Here is a 16,153-nt window from a genome sequence, read left to right as displayed (position 1 = left end):
GCTATGAACGTAAATATTCTATTAAAAACTTACTGGTATTATAGCAATTTTGCAGGACTTGAAAACGCTTTTATATATGTTAAGGCTATTAATAGTCTTAGTGGTAGGATTTCTAGCAATATATTTTTGCACCTAGTGGAGGGAACATTCATGGTTAATGAAAAGAAAATATCAAGTCGCTTTATTTATTTCTTTGGAGCTTTTGCCGGCATTCTTTTTGGTTATGATATAGGTGTTATGACGGGAGCATTACCTTTTTTAGAAAGTGATTGGAGCCTCGAAGGAAGAGCTACCGCTATTGGTTGGATTACCTCTTCGGTAATGTTTGGAGCTATTTTTGGAGGTGTCGTAGCTGGTCAGCTGTCTGACCGTTTAGGACGACGCAAAATGATTTTAATATCTGCTGTCATTTTTGTTGTGGGATCCATATTGTCAGGCATAGCCCCCCATGATGGAATACTATTTTTGATTGTATCACGGATGTTTCTAGGACTAGCTGTTGGGGCTGCCTCTGCGTTGGTTCCAGCCTATATGTCGGAAATGGCGCCTGCAAAATTGCGCGGTCGTCTGTCAGGAATAAATCAAACCATGATCGTTTCTGGGATGTTGCTCTCATACATTGTTGATTATCTATTGAAAGACCTGCCAGAAACTATGGCATGGCGGATGATGCTTGGTTTGGCTGCAGTACCTGCTATCATCTTATTTTTTGGAATGTTAAAGTTACCTGAATCACCAAGATTTTTAATTAAGAATAATAAATTTGATGAAGCTCGTAAGGTATTGGGCTATATTCGTTCAAATAAAAAAGATATTGATGCTGAAATAAAACAAATTCAAGAAGCTGCAAAAGAAGAAAAAACGGTAAGTCAGAAAACGTCTTGGGGAACTCTCTTAAGTGGTAAATACCGTTACTTGGTCTTTGCGGGTGTAGGTGTAGCAGCTTTTCAACAATTCCAGGGTGCAAATGCCATCTTCTATTACATTCCTTTGATTGTGGAAAATGCTACGGGTCATGCAGCCAGTTCCGCGTTGATGTGGCCAATCATTCAGGGGATTATCCTCGTAATAGGTTCATTAGTATTCCTGGTCATTGCTGATAAATTTAAGCGCCGTACTTTATTAACAGTTGGCGGAACCATTATGGGACTCTCCTTTATTTTTCCTGCCATCTTAAACATACTAATTCCTAATGTGAATCCGATGATGATGGTTGTTTTTCTAAGTATCTATGTTGCGTTTTATTCATTCACATGGGCTCCTTTAACTTGGGTCATAGTTGGAGAAATATTCCCGCTAGCCATTCGCGGACGTGCGTCAGGATTAGCTTCATCATTTAACTGGATTGGTTCTTTCTTGGTCGGATTGCTTTTCCCAATCATGATTGCTTTTATGCCTCAAGAAGCTGTTTTTGCCATCTTCGGCGGTATTTGTTTACTGGGAGTCCTATTTATACGGACATGCGTTCCTGAAACTCGCGGTCGCAGTTTAGAGGATATAGAAAAAATTGGAGAAAGTAAACAAGCTAAGGCGAAAAGTGCATAGTAAGTAACATAATTAATTGCTAATCGAATTACAGCAAAGCTATACAGTAAGCTGTCCCTGATTTCTATACTGGAATCAGGGACTTTTTTATTCATTCATTTATCTGAAGTGCCTGTTTTACTTAAGAGGAATTCCAGTTTCATTGCTCCATCTCGATTTTTTCGCTATTATTTTACTATAACTCATTGAATACAGGTGAAGAAATGAAACCGAATGATGGAGTAAAAGAAGATAATTATAAAGTGTTCGCATTGCTAAGCAATTATTTAAATAAGGCGCCCGATTTTGTTGATGGGGAAGAGATAAAAGAGATTGTTCAGTTTGGAGTATCTTATGAGCATGCGTTTGCGGTCATTTTAGCGTCTGCTTTTGGATTGGATATTGTGGATAAGATGGATGATAAGAATCTATTCAACAATTACTTTAATGGAATGTTTTTTAAACTGGATGAAAAGGAATTTTACGAAAACACTTATTATAAGAATATCAAGATCCCAACGTTGAAGATTGGTAATAGTGAACTGAAATATGAAAAGTATAAACCGTTTGAGGGCTTTGTATGCAATGATATTGTCAAAACAAAAGAAGGCAGGCAAATCCCGCAAATTGGTTTTTTTGAAACAGAATTTGAGTATCCAGCTATTTTGGAAAACGGAAGAATATGGATGACAGTAACGCCTAATGAAATTGAAACCATGAAAGAACCGATTGAACAGGCGTTTGGAAATGTACTTACATATGGGTTGGGACTTGGCTATTATACCTATATGATTTCTGAAAAAGAAAATGTTGATAGCATCACGGTAGTCGAAATGAATGAAGACGTTATTAACTTGTTCCAAACGTATATATTGCCGCAATTCAAAAACCATCAAAAGATTAAGATCATTAAAGCTAATGCCTTTGAATATGCTCAAAAATCTATGGCAAAGGGTCAATTTGATTTTGTTTTTACGGATTTATGGCATGATGTTTCAGATGGGATTGATATGTATTTAAAAATGAAATTATTTGAAAAAAGATGTCCAAATACGATATTTACCTATTGGATTGAAAAATCAATTAAATGTTATTTATAAAACATGCATGAGAAATCCTCTTTCAAAGTTTGAAGGGGGATTTTTATAGTTAGTAAAGGTATGTTTTCCTGACGAGTATATAAATAAGTCGTTGGTCAGGGGCGATAATCGTTCAGTGAGAAATAGGTCAAAAATACCACATTGTTTATTTTAGCTTTATGCTTATAAAGATGGTACTTTTGTATTAAGTGAGTAGGAAATTGTATAACCAAAAGAAAACAAGAGGTAGTTGAACTTATGAATGAGAAGGTCATAAATAATAGTGATAAATGTTATGTATTGGCTGAAGAGAAGGCTGAAAAGTATTTTGAATCCTTGCGTGCGCAGGTGATTGAAAAGAGCTATATCGATGCATTAACGAAAGATATTCAATCGTGGAAGCAGAATCATATTCGTCATCGATCCTTAGCTTCCCTTTTTGCTCATAAAAATAAAAAAACAACAAATAAGGAGTATCATCAGTATATAAGCTGGTTGAATAAGAGAGGGAAACTGGAGCAGTATCTTCATCGAAGTATTTCATATATCTATCTGAGAGATTTGGGCAAAGCCTTGGACGAGCCTGAAACACAAACTAAAATCAAACAAGTCGTGGATACGCTCATTTCTCAATTAGTTACAGATAAATTTGAAGAATCTAGTGAGTTTGATTTGTTTAGTACACACGGTTTGTACAGATGGGGTCAAAAGGAGAATATCGAGTCAACAATCATCTGGCTATTCGACAAGCTAAGAATCGTTTCATCCTCTATACCGAATGGGATGGATGCCGAAAATGCCCAACGTAAATTAATCAAAATCATAGGTGGAGTTATGATGCACGTTAGGGAAGAGATGGGCTCTGATATTTCCCCGGAAGAACGAGCACAGAAGCTTGATGAAGCCATTCGGTTAGGATATTCCTATGGTCTGACCTATCCTTTTATAGATGATTTACTAGATGCAAATGTTTTATCCGATGAGGAGAAAAAGCAGTTTTCAACTATCATTAGAATGACGCTTATAAATGGGACAGTCCCAGAAATAGACGAGTGGTCAGGAGAAAATGAAAATCTTATTCGGTTTATTCATTCAGAACTGAAGGAAGCATTTGAGTATATTAAAGGATGCCAAAGCCCAGAAAATGCTAGAATATTTTTCGACCAGGCGTATGTGTTTTTTCATTCACAGGAAGTGGACCGAGTTAAAGAGTTAACAAATGAACATTACTCCAATGAAGATTTGTTTATTCCAATCATATTAAAATCATCTTCTTCACGATTGATTGTTCGTTCTGTTATTAGTGCACCGGAGGATGAAGGGTTTAACAAACGTACGTTTTACTATGGAATATACAATCAATTGGCAGATGACTTTGCGGATTTATTTGAGGATATGGATGCAGGAGCGGTCACTCCATATACGTATTATCTAACCTATCATGATAAGCGTCCTGACCTTATTAACCCATTCGAATTATATTGGACGGTTATTTTCAACTTAATTCATCATGTATATGATTCTGATCCTCATGCTTGTGAGGTCATACTGGATCGAGCAATCAATGGCTTAAAAAGAAATAAAGAACGATTAGGTACTAAGAAATATGATGAATTGATGAAGTTGTTAACAGCAAATATACCAGCATTCAACAGCCTCATCCAAACGATGGTTCAGAAAGCGGATGATGTGGATTTCTTTGATAAATTGCTCCGAGATCATATCCTTTCCAATATGAGAAAGGATCGTCAAGAGGAGAGCGAATTTGCTAACACAATAAAGAGCATTCGTCAGGAGATTAATCAATATCTGCCTATTAATCAACTAGAATCTACACTTTTGACGAATGATCCAATCATTGATGCGGCAAATTACAGTCTTGAAGGTGATGGAAAGAGGTTAAGGCCAATCGTGACTTGGATGATGGGAGTCAGGGAGTATGGGCTGGATTCTACAGCGATTGTACCGCTTCTTAAATCCCTGGAATATATGCATACGGCATCTCTTATTCTCGATGATCTGCCATCTCAGGATAATGCGCCTTTTCGAAGAGGGCGTGCTACCTTGCATAAGGTCCATAATACGGGTATAGCAGAAATAACTTCGGTATATCTTATTCAGAATGCTATGAAGGAACAAGCATCACTGAAACAATTTGATGCCGCGTCTGTTCTACAGTTAATTCGATACTCATCCCAGGTAGCCATGGATATGTGCAGAGGTCAGGCGATGGACTTAGAATCGAAAGGGAAAGTGCTGACTTTAGAGGAATTAAACACGCTTTCCTTTTACAAAACAGGAATCGCATTTGAGGCATCACTCATTATGCCTGCCATTCTTGCTCAAGTAGAGGAATCCGAGATAGAGAAGTTAAAAAAATTCGCTCATCATGCCGGAATCGCATTTCAAATTAAAGATGACTTGCTTGATCTGGAGGGGGATGACCTTTTACTTGGAAAACCTGTCGGTCAGGACAAAGAGAATAATAATTCTACATTTGTATCAGTTCTTGGCAGGGAGGGTGCTCGTAAAGTAATGTGGGACCATTACTGCTATGCTATGGAAGCTATTGTACAAATTTCACCGAAGAGTTCATTTTTAAAGCACTTATTGAATTATATGGTGAACAGAGAGCGCTAAAGTGATTGTCTGTTCGCTGCCTGATAGCAGAGAACATTCAGAACATAAAGATGCCCCCGGTTTTAAAACCAGGGGCATCTTTTTTCCTTATTTAACGCCTCTCATGTATTTTTGGATGGTTGGTGAGATGAAGTAAATAATAATTGAACATAGAATTGCGAATCCACCAATTAATCCAAAATACAGGAGTTCCGTTTCCGTACTATAAAGTTTTACAAGCTGTGCATTTATAGCCTGTGCAACTGCGCTTGCGAGGAACCATAGGCTCATCGTTTGAGCGGAGAATGCAGCAGGTGCCAATTTAGTTGTAGCAGATAAACCAACAGGAGATAGACAAAGCTCTCCAAGTGTGACGATTAGGTAGCTCAATATGAGCCAATAAGGACTAACAAGTGAGTCACCGCCACTTAAGTATCCTGGTACAAGCATCACAATGAATGATAGACCTGCTAATAGCAAGCCAATTGAAAATTTTCTGGAAGTTGAAGGCTGTCTATCCCCAAGCTTCATCCATAACCAAGCTGCAACTGGTGCAAAGATGATCACGAAGAGGGCAGGCATTGCCTGTAGCACACCAGGTGCGATTTTAAAGCCTAACAATGTTAAATTAGTCCGTTCTAAAGCATAAATATTCAGTAAATTAGAGCCTTGTTCATAAATAGCCCAGAAGATAACTGCTGACAGGAATAATGGAATATAGGCAAGTAATCTTGATTGTTCTTCTGCAGTTGTTTTAGAGCTTTTGTACATCCAAACAAAGTAAACGACTGGTATAATAACTGCCAAAATAGTTACGAGTAAAACAAATCGATCAATGGTTAGCCAACCGATTGTAATCAGAGCATAGAAAAGGACAATTAATAGAGCAATTGTTACCCCAAAATAAAGAGCAAATTTCTTTTTGCCTTCAGGGCTTAATGGATTAGGTGGCTGTGTTCCAATGGTGCCCAGATTTTTCTTTTTCGTAATAACAAATACGATTAATCCAAGAAACATACCTACAGCAGCAGCTGAAAAACCTGCATGGTAGCTATCGTAATGCCCGCGTAATCCTTCTACAACAAATGGAGCTATAAAAGCACCTAAATTAATCCCCATATAGAAGATACTGAATCCTGAGTCCCGGCGATTGTCGGCCTTTGTATATAAGTCACCAACAACACTGGAAATGTTCGGCTTTAGCAATCCGGTACCAATGATAATTAAGAACATACTGGCAAAAAAGGCTTCAGCCCCGAGCGGTAATGCCAGAACAACATGACCAAGCATAATAAAAACTCCACCGTAGAATACGGTTCTGCTTGTCCCAAGTAAACGGTCTGCAACCCATCCACCGATAATACCTGATAGATAGACTAAAGATCCATAGATTGCAGCAATTGACATGGCTGTGGTTTGATCAAACCCCAGTCCGCCCTTGCTAACTTCAGCGTATAAGTAGAGGACCAGGATGGCCCGCATTCCATAATACGAAAAACGTTCCCAAAACTCTGTGAAAAATAATGTGAAAAGTCCTTTAGGGTGTCCGAAAAAACCTGTGTTCGGAATGCCTGGAACACCCGACTGTTTGTTTAATTTAACCAAAAATTCTCTCTCCTTTAGCATGATGTAGTACAATATACCATTTTATTTTAGATTAACTAAAAAATCAAAATTGAGAGACTATAATTTTGTTTATTTAATAGAAATATGTCGAAAAATGTTAGATTATGTGTGATAAATAAAGAAGAATAAATAATGTTTAATAGAAAATGCCCCAAAGTTATTGATAACTTTGGGGCATTTTTATTTAGGCTTCTATTTGATTTTTTAGTTTTGCATATTCTTCATCAGAGAATACTCGTGATTTCGTAATGAAATGACAATCTTCTATACTATCAAGTGAAAAGGCTGCTCCTCTTCCATCAGTAGCATCTAGGATCAATTGAGTATGTTTCCAGTACTCATATTGCATCTTATGGATATAAAACGGTGCTCCTCCAATGGAACCGAGGTATACATCAGAATCCCCCGTTTTAAAATCATCTTCCTTATAACACATGGGAGCAGATCCATCACAGCAGCCTCCGGATTGGTAAAACATAATAGAGCCGTGAGTTCTTTTTAATGAATCTATTAATTGAAGTGCCTCTTCGGTTGCTACGACACGTTCTACCATTTTAGAGTCACTCCTTTTAGAAGAAACCTTGAGCATTTTTATCATAGCTTACTAACAAACATTTTGTTTGTTGGTAATGATCTAACATCATAGCATGGTTTTCACGGCCGATACCGGATAATTTGTAACCGCCGAAAGCAGCACCTGCTGGATATTGATGATATGTGTTTGTCCATACACGACCAGCTTGTATCGCACGGCCGGCACGGTAAGCAAGATCTCCACTGCGGGACCATACACCGGCACCTAATCCGTACAAGGTATCATTTGCAATTTCCATTGCTTCGTCAAAATCTTTGAAAGTCGTTACACTAAGAACTGGACCAAAGATTTCTTCCTGGAATATACGCATTTTGTTATGACCTTTGAAAACAGTCGGTTTAATATAGTTACCATTTTTAAGGTCTTCACCAAGGTCATTTTCTTCTCCGCCAATTAAACATTCAGCACCTTCTTCTTTGCCGAGTTTAATGTAGGATAAGATTTTTTCTTTTTGTTCATTTGAAGCCTGTGCGCCCATCATAACTTCTGTGTCAAGTGGGTTGCCAATCTTAATAGCTTTCACACGCTCTAATGCACGTTCCATAAATTTATCATAGATTGATTCCTGGATTAATGCACGGGAAGGGCATGTGCAAATTTCACCGGAGTTTAGAGCAAACATCACTAAGCCTTCGATTGCTTTATTTAAAAATTCATCATCTTTGTCTATTACATCTTCAAAGAATACGTTAGGTGATTTACCGCCAAGCTCCAATGTGACAGGAATAATGTTTTCAGTAGCATATTGCATTATTTGGCGTCCCACTGCTGTAGAGCCAGTAAAGGCAATCTTCGCAATACGTGGATTTGTTGCAAGTGGTTTCCCTACTTCAATACCAAAACCATTTACGATGTTCAGAACACCCGCTGGGAGTATATCCTGAATTAACTCAACAAGAACCATAATGGATGCAGGAGTTTGTTCAGCTGGTTTTAATACGATGCAGTTACCTGCTGCTAATGCCGGGGCAATCTTCCAGACAGCCATTAGAATTGGGAAATTCCAAGGAATGATTTGACCAACAACACCAAGTGGTTCTTGGAAGTGGTAAGCTACTGTATCATTATCTAATTGAGTAGTTCTTCCTTCTTGTGTACGAATGGCACTTGCGAAATAACGGAAGTGATCAATTGCCAAAGGAACATCAGCATTCAATGTTTCACGTACTGCTTTCCCGTTATCCCAAGTCTCAGCTACTGCGAGCATTTCCAGGTTTTCTTCTAAACGATCTGCAATTTTATTTAAAATACGTGCACGTTCAGCAGTAGAAGTTTTCCCCCAAGCTTCTTTTGCTGCATGTGCCGCATCTAATGCTAATTCAATATCTTCAGCAGAAGAACGAGCAGCCTTTGTAAAAACTTCTCCAGTTACCGGAGATTTATTTTCAAAGTATTGACCTTTAACAGGTGCAACCCATTTTCCGCCAATAAAGTTATCGTATTTCTCTTTGAAATGCACAACTGCGCCTTCTGTATTTGGATTTGCATAAATCATGTTGATATCTCCCCTATGTTCGTATTGAAAACTCTTAAATGTAAAGTTTTGATGCCATTTTGGAATAAAAATACACCAGTAAAGCGTTTTCTATACTATTATTTGTCTAATTTAATAAAATTTCAAATAATATGACTGTGAATATAGGAGAAATATGATGTATAAGTGTAGTATAGAAATAGGAAAAAAATGTGTCTTCCATTACTCGTTACTAGATAGATAAATTTTGCAGGTTATCTATTACATCTAAAGAGAATTATTCACCCATGAATGGAACAAGAGATTGGAGACAGGCTGTTTAATTTTACTAACAGCAACCAACAGATACGGGCGCTCTTATTCTGCCGAAATGCAGCGCTGCAAAAAAAAATGATCTATATTTAATTCAGTCGGCAAGAGAAAAATAAGGTGGTAATAGCATGGATATTGCGGTGATAGGATCCAATATGGTCGATCTAATTTCCTATATTGATAGAATGCCAGAAGAGGGAGAAACACTTGAAGCACCTAGCTTTTCAATGGGGTGTGGAGGAAAAGGGGCCAACCAGGCAGTGGCAGCTGCAAAACTGGGCTCCAAGGTCATGATGGTTACGAAGGTAGGCGATGACATTTTTGCAGATAACACCATTCAAAATCTTAAACGCTATGGAATTGATACAGAATTTACGAATAAGGTCCCCGGAAGCAGCAGCGGGGTCGCACCAATCTTTGTAGATTCGGATTCCAAAAATCGTATTTTAATCATTAAAGGGGCCAATCAGTACCTTTTACCTGAGGATGTCGATAAAGCGGCCGAAAAGCTCAAGACATGTTCTTTAATTATTCTTCAGTTAGAAATCGCGCTCGAAACCGTTTATCGGGCGATAGAATTTGGGAACGAGCATGGGATTCCTGTTATTCTGAATCCTGCTCCTGCTACCAAAAATTTGGATTTCAATTATGTATGCAAATGTGACTTTTTTGTTCCCAATGAAAGTGAACTGGATATCTTGACTGGCATGCCTGTTTCAACGATTGAGCAAATTAAAGCTGCTGCAGTCAGCCTGATAGATAAAGGAGTTAAAAATGTTATCGTGACGATGGGAAGCCGAGGCGTGATGTGGATAACCGATAGAGGAACGCAAATCGTTGATTCATTCAAGGTTGATGCTGTAGACACAACGGGGGCCGGAGACGCATTCATCGGCTGTTTCGCCTATAATTATATTCAGAATGGGGATATTGTCCAATCGATAAAAATGGCTAATGCCTTTGCAGCATTAAGTGTCACAAAACGTGGTACACAGAATTCTTATCCAAGTATGGATGAAGTTAAGTTGTTTTTAAGCAAAAGAATTGAAGCGTAAGCAGGATTTTAATTAAAACTTGGTTTTTAGTGAATTAAAGGATGGCTCTTAGTGATGGAGTCATCCTTTAATATTTAAGTTATTTTACACAAATATATGACTAAGATATTTTTAGGGGTTATTAAGATTACCTTTCTATTGTTCAAGTGTTTGTCATAAAAACAAATATAATTCAGATTAATCAGTTAATAAATTTGTTATCAATCGATATAATGATATAATAAAAGTGTTCTGTATTATGCGTTTCTAACAAAATTTTAGGAGATGACCAATATGAAAGCACTCAGATGGTACAATGCTAAAGATTTAAGGTTAGACAATTTAGAGGAACCTACTGCCAAAAAGGGAGAAGCAAAAATTAAAGTTGAATGGTGCGGTATTTGTGGAAGTGACTTACACGAATATACAGCCGGTCCAATTTTTATCCCAACCGAAGAGCCACACCCATTGAGTAAGGAGAAAGCTCCGATTGTAATGGGACATGAATTTTCTGGACAAGTTGTAGAGGTTGGCGAAGGCGTAACCAGAGTCCAAGTTGGTGACCGTGTTACAGTTGAGCCCGTCTACTCCTGTGGAAAATGCGAAGCTTGTAAACAAGGAAAATATAATCTATGTGAGCTAATGGGCTTTTATGGTTTAGCAGGAGGCGGTGGAGGATTCTCTGAATACGCTTCTATACCGGAACATATGTTACATAAGCTGCCTGAAAATGTTTCATTTGAACAAGGGGCACTCGTAGAACCTTCAGCTGTTGCTGTACACGCTGTTAAACAAAGTAAACTTAAAGTTGGCGATAAAGCAGCGGTATTTGGAACAGGACCAATTGGTTTATTAGTTATTGAAGCGTTAAAAGCAGCTGGTGCGGCTGAAATTTATGCAGTAGAATTATCAGAACAACGCAGGCAAAAAGCAGAAGAACTTGGTGCTATTGCTATCGATCCGAATCAGGGTGATGTCGTTGAACAATTAACTAAATTGACAAATGGCGGTGTTGACGTTTCATATGAAGTAACAGGAGTACCGATTGTTTTAAAACAAGCTATTCATTCAACTAAATTTAATGGTGAAACGATGATTGTTAGTATTTTTGAAAAAGAAGCGTCTATTCATCCAAACGATATTGTTATGAAAGAACGTACAATCAACGGTATTATTGGATACCGTGATATATTTCCTGCTGTTATCAATTTAATGGCTCAGGGCTACTTCCCAGCTGACAAACTCGTTACCAAACGAATTAAGTTGGATGATGTGATTGAAGAAGGCTTTGAAGGTTTATTAAACGAACGAAATCATATTAAAATATTAGTAAAAGCTGAATAATCATTGTACAAATGCAAATATGATAATCATATATAGAAACTAAAATGGCCTTCTCTTCAAATGGAATGGCCATTTTAGTGTTTATGGATTTATTAGTAAGAAAGCAACACGTGGTGTATTGGATTTTGAGGTGTATTATACATTTCTGAGTATACAATTCTGCTAAAACACGTAATTTAGTCGTATTTGTGGAAGTTAGTTGGAGATGTATATATTTTAATAATCTGAATATATAAAATCGTTCAATATGTATTTACTTTGCTAACTATTATAATTATAATAAGTATGTGAAACATTGAGCAAGTTAATATACATACGGAGGATTGATTGGAATGAAAGCAGCTGTAGTGAGTGCAAAGAATCCTGGTAAAGTAGAATTAGTTGAAAAGGAGCTTCCTAAGTTAAAACCCGGTCAAGCTTTAGTTGATGTAGAATATTGCGGAGTATGTCATACAGACTTGCACGTAGCAAAAGGTGATTTCGGTGCAGTTCCGGGAAGAATTCCTGGACATGAAGGAATCGGCATTGTGAAAGAAATTGCAGACGACGTTACAAGTTTAAAAGTAGGAGATCGTGTCAGCATTGCCTGGTTCTTTAAGGGATGCGGAACTTGCGAATACTGTGTGACGGGAAATGAAACCTTCTGCCGCAGCGTACAAAACGCCGGCTTCACGGTTGATGGAGCAATGGCTGAGCAATGTATCGTAGAAGCGGACTATGCAGTTAAAGTACCTGAAGGTCTTGATCCAGCTCAAGCGAGCAGTATTACATGTGCAGGGGTAACTTGCTACAAAGCAATTAAAGTTTCTGATATTAAACCTGGTCAATGGATTGCTATCTATGGCTGTGGTGGATTAGGTAACCTTGCGATCCAATATGCGAAAAATGTATTCAATGCAAAAGTAATTGCAGTGGATATTAATGATGATAAATTGGCATTGTCCAAAGAAGTAGGAGCAGATCTTGTATGTAACCCATTAACAGATGGAGATGCAGGTGAGTGGATTCAGGAGAAAGTTGGAGGAGCTCATGCTGCAGTTGTTACAGCTGTTTCCAAAGTTGCCTTTAACCAGGCTGTTAACTCTGTTCGTGCCACTGCTAAAGTTGTTGCAGTAGGATTACCTCCTGAAACAATGGATTTGGCTATCGTGAAAACCGTATTGGATGGTATTCAAATCGTTGGTTCCTTAGTTGGTACACGTAAGGATTTAGAAGAGGCTTTCCAATTTGGAGCAGAGGGCAAAGTAGTGCCAATCGTTGAAACAAGATGCTTGCATGAAGTAAATGATATTTTTGAAGAAATGGAAGCAGGTAAAATCCAGGGCCGTATGGTCATCGATATGCACAAACACGAATAATTCCAATCAATAACCTTAAGTAATAAGCCTCAAGCAGAATACTATAGAAAAAAAATGCACTCCAATTGTTAAGTGTAATCTAACAACTGGAGTGCATTATTATTTTTGCTTTTGCTCTATTATCATAATCTCTTCTTTTTATGATAGTTATATAAAATGAACAATAAGACAAACCATAATGGTGTAAGCAGCATTGCTAAGCGTGTTTCCGCAGCAATGAGCATTACAATCAGTATGAAAGCAAACATACCTAGGATTACATAATTTATAGCTGGTGTTAATGGAGCTTTGAATGTAGATTTAGCTCTTAAATCAGGTCTTGTTTTTACATATTTGATATGCGAGATTAAAATAATGCTCCATACCCAAATGAAACAGATGGCGCTGATTGTTGTGACGATTGTAAAGGCCTGCTCTGGTATCAGCTTGCTAAGCAGTGCACCGACAGAAACTACAATAGTAGAAGTTAATAATGCATTGCTCGGTACATGGTGTTTATTTAATTTGCCAAGTTTTTTTGGTGCTTCATTATGATTGCTTAAGTTGTACATTATCCGGCTGGTTGAGAATAAACCGCTGTTTGCAGCAGAGGCTGCCGATGTTAATACAACAAAGTTGATAATACCTGCCGCCATTGGAATCCCGATTAAGGCGAAGACACCTACAAATGGGCTGCTTGTCGCACTTAATTGATCCCAAGGATTGATGCATAAAATAACAAATAAGGCACCTACATAAAACAGTAAAATCCGTACCGGTATTTTGTTGATAGCAGATGGAATGTTTTTTCGTGGATTAGCTGTTTCAGCAGCAGATACACCAATAAGTTCAACTCCGACGAAGGAGAAGACACCCATTTGCAGTGATAGTAAGAACCCTGATATTCCATTCGGGAACATGCCGCCATGATTCCAAAGGTTAGAAACAGAAACAGTTCCGCTATCTGTTTCAAATCCAATCACAAGCAGTACGATTCCTACGACAATTAGTGCAACAATAGTGACGACTTTAATAATCGCAAACCAGAATTCCAACTCACCAAACAGTTTGACGGTTAATAGATTTAATCCTAATAGAATTACTAAACAGATGATGGCAGGCACCCATTGCGGGATATCAAACCAGTATTGTGTATATAAACCAACAGCGATAATATCAGCCATGGCTGTCATAATCCAGCAGAACCAATACGTCCAGCCAGTCACAAATCCAGCCCATGGACCCAAATATTCAGCTGCGAAATCGATAAATGATGTATGATTTGTATTGGATAAAAGTAATTCACCCAGTGCTCTCATAACAAAAAATAGAGCTACTCCGATAATCAGATAAGAAAATAAGATGGATGGACCGGCTAAATGAATGGATTTTCCGGAGCCTAAAAATAAGCCGGTTCCAATTGTGCCCCCAATTGCTATTAATTGTACATGACGATTTTTTAAATCCCTTTTTAACTCTTGCTTAGCCAAGTTGCATGCCCCCGTTTAATCTTAGATGTCTAAAACAGGCACCTAGTAAAATAGATATTTATCATTTTTCTCGCTTTATTTAGATACTATGTCTCACCTCACTATTGATATTTGACAATAAAAAAAGAGATTGGTTGTCTCCAATCTCTAAAAGGGCAAGAATAACAAAAATCGTTACCATTCTGTCCTTTTGCCTGAGATTGTGAATCCTTCGGCGCTGTATAAATACAGTCTCTCCAGAAGCTGCTCCCGCCATAGTTTTATCCACAGCGATCAAAGCGTGCTATATTAAATTATCAATTATTAGATTATGTTAACTTATTAACATAATTCTGAAAAAATATTATGAAAAAAATGCTATCACTAAATTATTATGTTGTCAAACTAAGTACATGTAATTAAATGATTTGTTGAAGCATATGGAAGAGACCAAGATTTACTTGAAATATATATAATCCATATGCTTTTGAACAATCAATTAATGATACTAAACAAGCTTCAGTTCTGATAAACCATACTATAAGTATTAAATAGTAAAGAAAGGTACTAGGTATCTCTCTTTTTTTGTTTTTTCCTTTAGAAATATAAGCATGGCAATGAGGTTAAGGGGAAGGCCAGAATCGAGAGCTCTCTTTTTCATGTTTATCTTAGCAGTAGCACAATTCATTCTGAAAAAAAGACCAAATCCATAAGGGATTTGGTCTTTAATCTACATTATTAAAAGGCAAATTCAAATTTAGAGTTCATCCGCTATCCCCAGCAGGATAATACCGAAGATAACAACTGCGATGATCATGTATTGTTTTTTAGTCAGCTTCTCTTTTAGGAAGATTCGTGACAGGATAATTGAAAAGATACTGTAAGAAGCAATCAATGGTGCTGCGATAATTGCATAGCCTGATGCCATGGCAAATACGTAGAAAAATTGACCAATCGTTTCCAAAATAGCTGCTATCCCTTTATCGCGCTCTTTAAATACATGGAAGGATTCCTTCTTAATAAAGCGAAGATAGATAAAACATACGGCAGCGCATAGGAAAAAGGTATATTCATACGCAAGCAAAGCTGAATTTTCGCTGATTAAATTCAATTCATCCAGATAGATGGCATCCGCAAATGTAGCAAGTCCATCAATAATGCAATATAAAATTGGGAAGATAATAGCCAAGAAACCAATTTGGTATTTTTTATCGATATGCTCAGAATTCAGTCGACGAGCTTCATCTTCTGCTCTTTTTTCCAGAACGGCTATCCCCACAATCCCAAGAGTGATGATGATAATCCCAAGTACTTCAATGATACTTAGCTCATGAGTGAAAAAGATGAAGAGCAGAATGCTTGTTACGACACCTGAGGAATTCTGTATTGGTGAGGCGATAGACAATTCAATATAGCGCAAACCAATATACCCAAATGCCATGGAAAGGATGTATAAAGAAGATACTGGTAAATAATGAATCATCTCCATTGGATTGAACTGTATATCTTTTATAATCATATAGGCTGTTGCATGAATTCCCATGACAAGACCAACCATGATGATAATTTTAATATGGCTGTACTTGTCATTGCTGTCTGATCCCTTTTTATAAAATAGGTCAGCACCACCCCATGCTAAAGCTGTTAGTAGTGAAAAAATAAACCACATAACGATTCTCCTTGTTGAAGTTTAATAAGCTTTCTGAACCCCGTATAACAAGACATACAAAATCGTTTACT

11 protein-coding genes and 1 riboswitch are annotated in these 16,153 nt (G+C 37.5%); of the genes, 6 read left to right on the top strand and 5 right to left on the bottom strand.

The features are described 5' to 3' along the window. Positions 1 to 150: 150 nt before the first annotated feature. From FHY47_RS15900 to FHY47_RS15890, 3 genes are all read left to right on the top strand, one after another. The gene (locus FHY47_RS15900) at positions 151 to 1,545 is read left to right on the top strand and encodes a sugar porter family MFS transporter (protein WP_066108204.1); all 1,395 of its coding nucleotides are present in this window, start codon (positions 151 to 153) and stop codon (positions 1,543 to 1,545) included. Between the two features lie 203 nt (positions 1,546 to 1,748). Beyond that, on the top strand, positions 1,749 to 2,624 hold the full coding sequence (locus FHY47_RS15895; protein WP_066108201.1) for a spermine/spermidine synthase domain-containing protein: 876 nt from the start codon (positions 1,749 to 1,751) through the stop codon (positions 2,622 to 2,624). A 237-nt stretch (positions 2,625 to 2,861) separates the two neighbouring features. Further along, entirely contained in the window at positions 2,862 to 5,243 is a 2,382-nt protein-coding gene (locus tag FHY47_RS15890; RefSeq protein ID WP_148631091.1) for a polyprenyl synthetase family protein, read from the top strand. An 87-nt stretch (positions 5,244 to 5,330) separates the two neighbouring features. On the opposite strand, the gene FHY47_RS15885 is transcribed toward FHY47_RS15890, so the two are convergent. The 3 genes from FHY47_RS15885 to exaC form a co-directional block, all read right to left on the bottom strand. After that, the gene (locus FHY47_RS15885; protein ID WP_175354309.1) at positions 5,331 to 6,827 is read right to left on the bottom strand and encodes a peptide MFS transporter; all 1,497 of its coding nucleotides are present in this window, start codon (positions 6,825 to 6,827) and stop codon (positions 5,331 to 5,333) included. Between the two features lie 205 nt (positions 6,828 to 7,032). Beyond that, a complete protein-coding gene (locus tag FHY47_RS15880) occupies positions 7,033 to 7,401 on the bottom strand; it encodes a DUF779 domain-containing protein (protein WP_066108193.1) in 369 nt (122 codons plus the stop codon). Positions 7,402 to 7,417: 16 nt separating this feature from the next. After that, positions 7,418 to 8,938: an acetaldehyde dehydrogenase ExaC gene (gene exaC, locus FHY47_RS15875; RefSeq protein WP_066108192.1), complete on the bottom strand. Its 1,521-nt coding sequence runs from the start codon at positions 8,936 to 8,938 to the stop codon at positions 7,418 to 7,420. 419 nt (positions 8,939 to 9,357) lie between these two features. Here exaC and rbsK point away from each other — a divergent pair, with 419 nt between their 5' ends. From rbsK to adhP, 3 genes are all read left to right on the top strand, one after another. Further along, entirely contained in the window at positions 9,358 to 10,284 is a 927-nt protein-coding gene (gene rbsK / locus FHY47_RS15870; protein ID WP_139892716.1) for a ribokinase, read from the top strand. A 273-nt stretch (positions 10,285 to 10,557) separates the two neighbouring features. Next, on the top strand, positions 10,558 to 11,607 hold the full coding sequence (locus tag FHY47_RS15865; RefSeq protein WP_066108186.1) for a 2,3-butanediol dehydrogenase: 1,050 nt from the start codon (positions 10,558 to 10,560) through the stop codon (positions 11,605 to 11,607). A gap of 332 nt (positions 11,608 to 11,939) precedes the next feature. Next, positions 11,940 to 12,965 (top strand): alcohol dehydrogenase AdhP, encoded by a 1,026-nt coding sequence (gene adhP, locus FHY47_RS15860; RefSeq protein WP_066108183.1) that lies wholly within the window; start codon positions 11,940 to 11,942, stop codon positions 12,963 to 12,965. Positions 12,966 to 13,087: 122 nt separating this feature from the next. Here adhP and FHY47_RS15855 read toward each other — a convergent pair whose 3' ends face one another. Continuing rightward, positions 13,088 to 14,434 carry an amino acid permease gene (locus FHY47_RS15855; RefSeq protein WP_148631089.1) on the bottom strand — a complete coding sequence of 449 codons (1,347 nt, stop codon included), beginning with the start codon at positions 14,432 to 14,434 and terminating at the stop codon, positions 13,088 to 13,090. A gap of 172 nt (positions 14,435 to 14,606) precedes the next feature. After that, positions 14,607 to 14,684: riboswitch (glycine riboswitch) on the bottom strand. Positions 14,685 to 15,170: 486 nt separating this feature from the next. Continuing rightward, positions 15,171 to 16,082: a DMT family transporter gene (locus FHY47_RS15850; protein WP_066108178.1), complete on the bottom strand. Its 912-nt coding sequence runs from the start codon at positions 16,080 to 16,082 to the stop codon at positions 15,171 to 15,173. Positions 16,083 to 16,153: the final 71 nt, after the last annotated feature.

It is taken from the genome of Bacillus sp. E214 (assembly GCF_008087365.1).
Classification (GTDB): domain Bacteria; phylum Bacillota; class Bacilli; order Bacillales; family Pradoshiaceae; genus Pradoshia.
This window is presented reverse-complemented; position numbering and strand designations above follow the sequence as displayed.

What these genes read in the sequence shown, in the direction of transcription:
- FHY47_RS15900 (WP_066108204.1), top strand. Translation starts at nt 151, where the DNA reads ATGGTTAATGAAAAGAAAATATCAAGTCGCTTTATTTATTTCTTTGGA.
- FHY47_RS15895 (WP_066108201.1), top strand. Translation starts at nt 1,749, where the DNA reads ATGAAACCGAATGATGGAGTAAAAGAAGATAATTATAAAGTGTTCGCA.
- FHY47_RS15890 (WP_148631091.1), top strand. Translation starts at nt 2,862, where the DNA reads ATGAATGAGAAGGTCATAAATAATAGTGATAAATGTTATGTATTGGCT.
- FHY47_RS15880 (WP_066108193.1), bottom strand. Translation starts at nt 7,401, where the DNA reads ATGGTAGAACGTGTCGTAGCAACCGAAGAGGCACTTCAATTAATAGAT.
- exaC (WP_066108192.1), bottom strand. Translation starts at nt 8,938, where the DNA reads ATGATTTATGCAAATCCAAATACAGAAGGCGCAGTTGTGCATTTCAAA.
- rbsK (WP_139892716.1), top strand. Translation starts at nt 9,358, where the DNA reads ATGGATATTGCGGTGATAGGATCCAATATGGTCGATCTAATTTCCTAT.
- FHY47_RS15865 (WP_066108186.1), top strand. Translation starts at nt 10,558, where the DNA reads ATGAAAGCACTCAGATGGTACAATGCTAAAGATTTAAGGTTAGACAAT.
- adhP (WP_066108183.1), top strand. Translation starts at nt 11,940, where the DNA reads ATGAAAGCAGCTGTAGTGAGTGCAAAGAATCCTGGTAAAGTAGAATTA.
- FHY47_RS15850 (WP_066108178.1), bottom strand. Translation starts at nt 16,082, where the DNA reads ATGTGGTTTATTTTTTCACTACTAACAGCTTTAGCATGGGGTGGTGCT.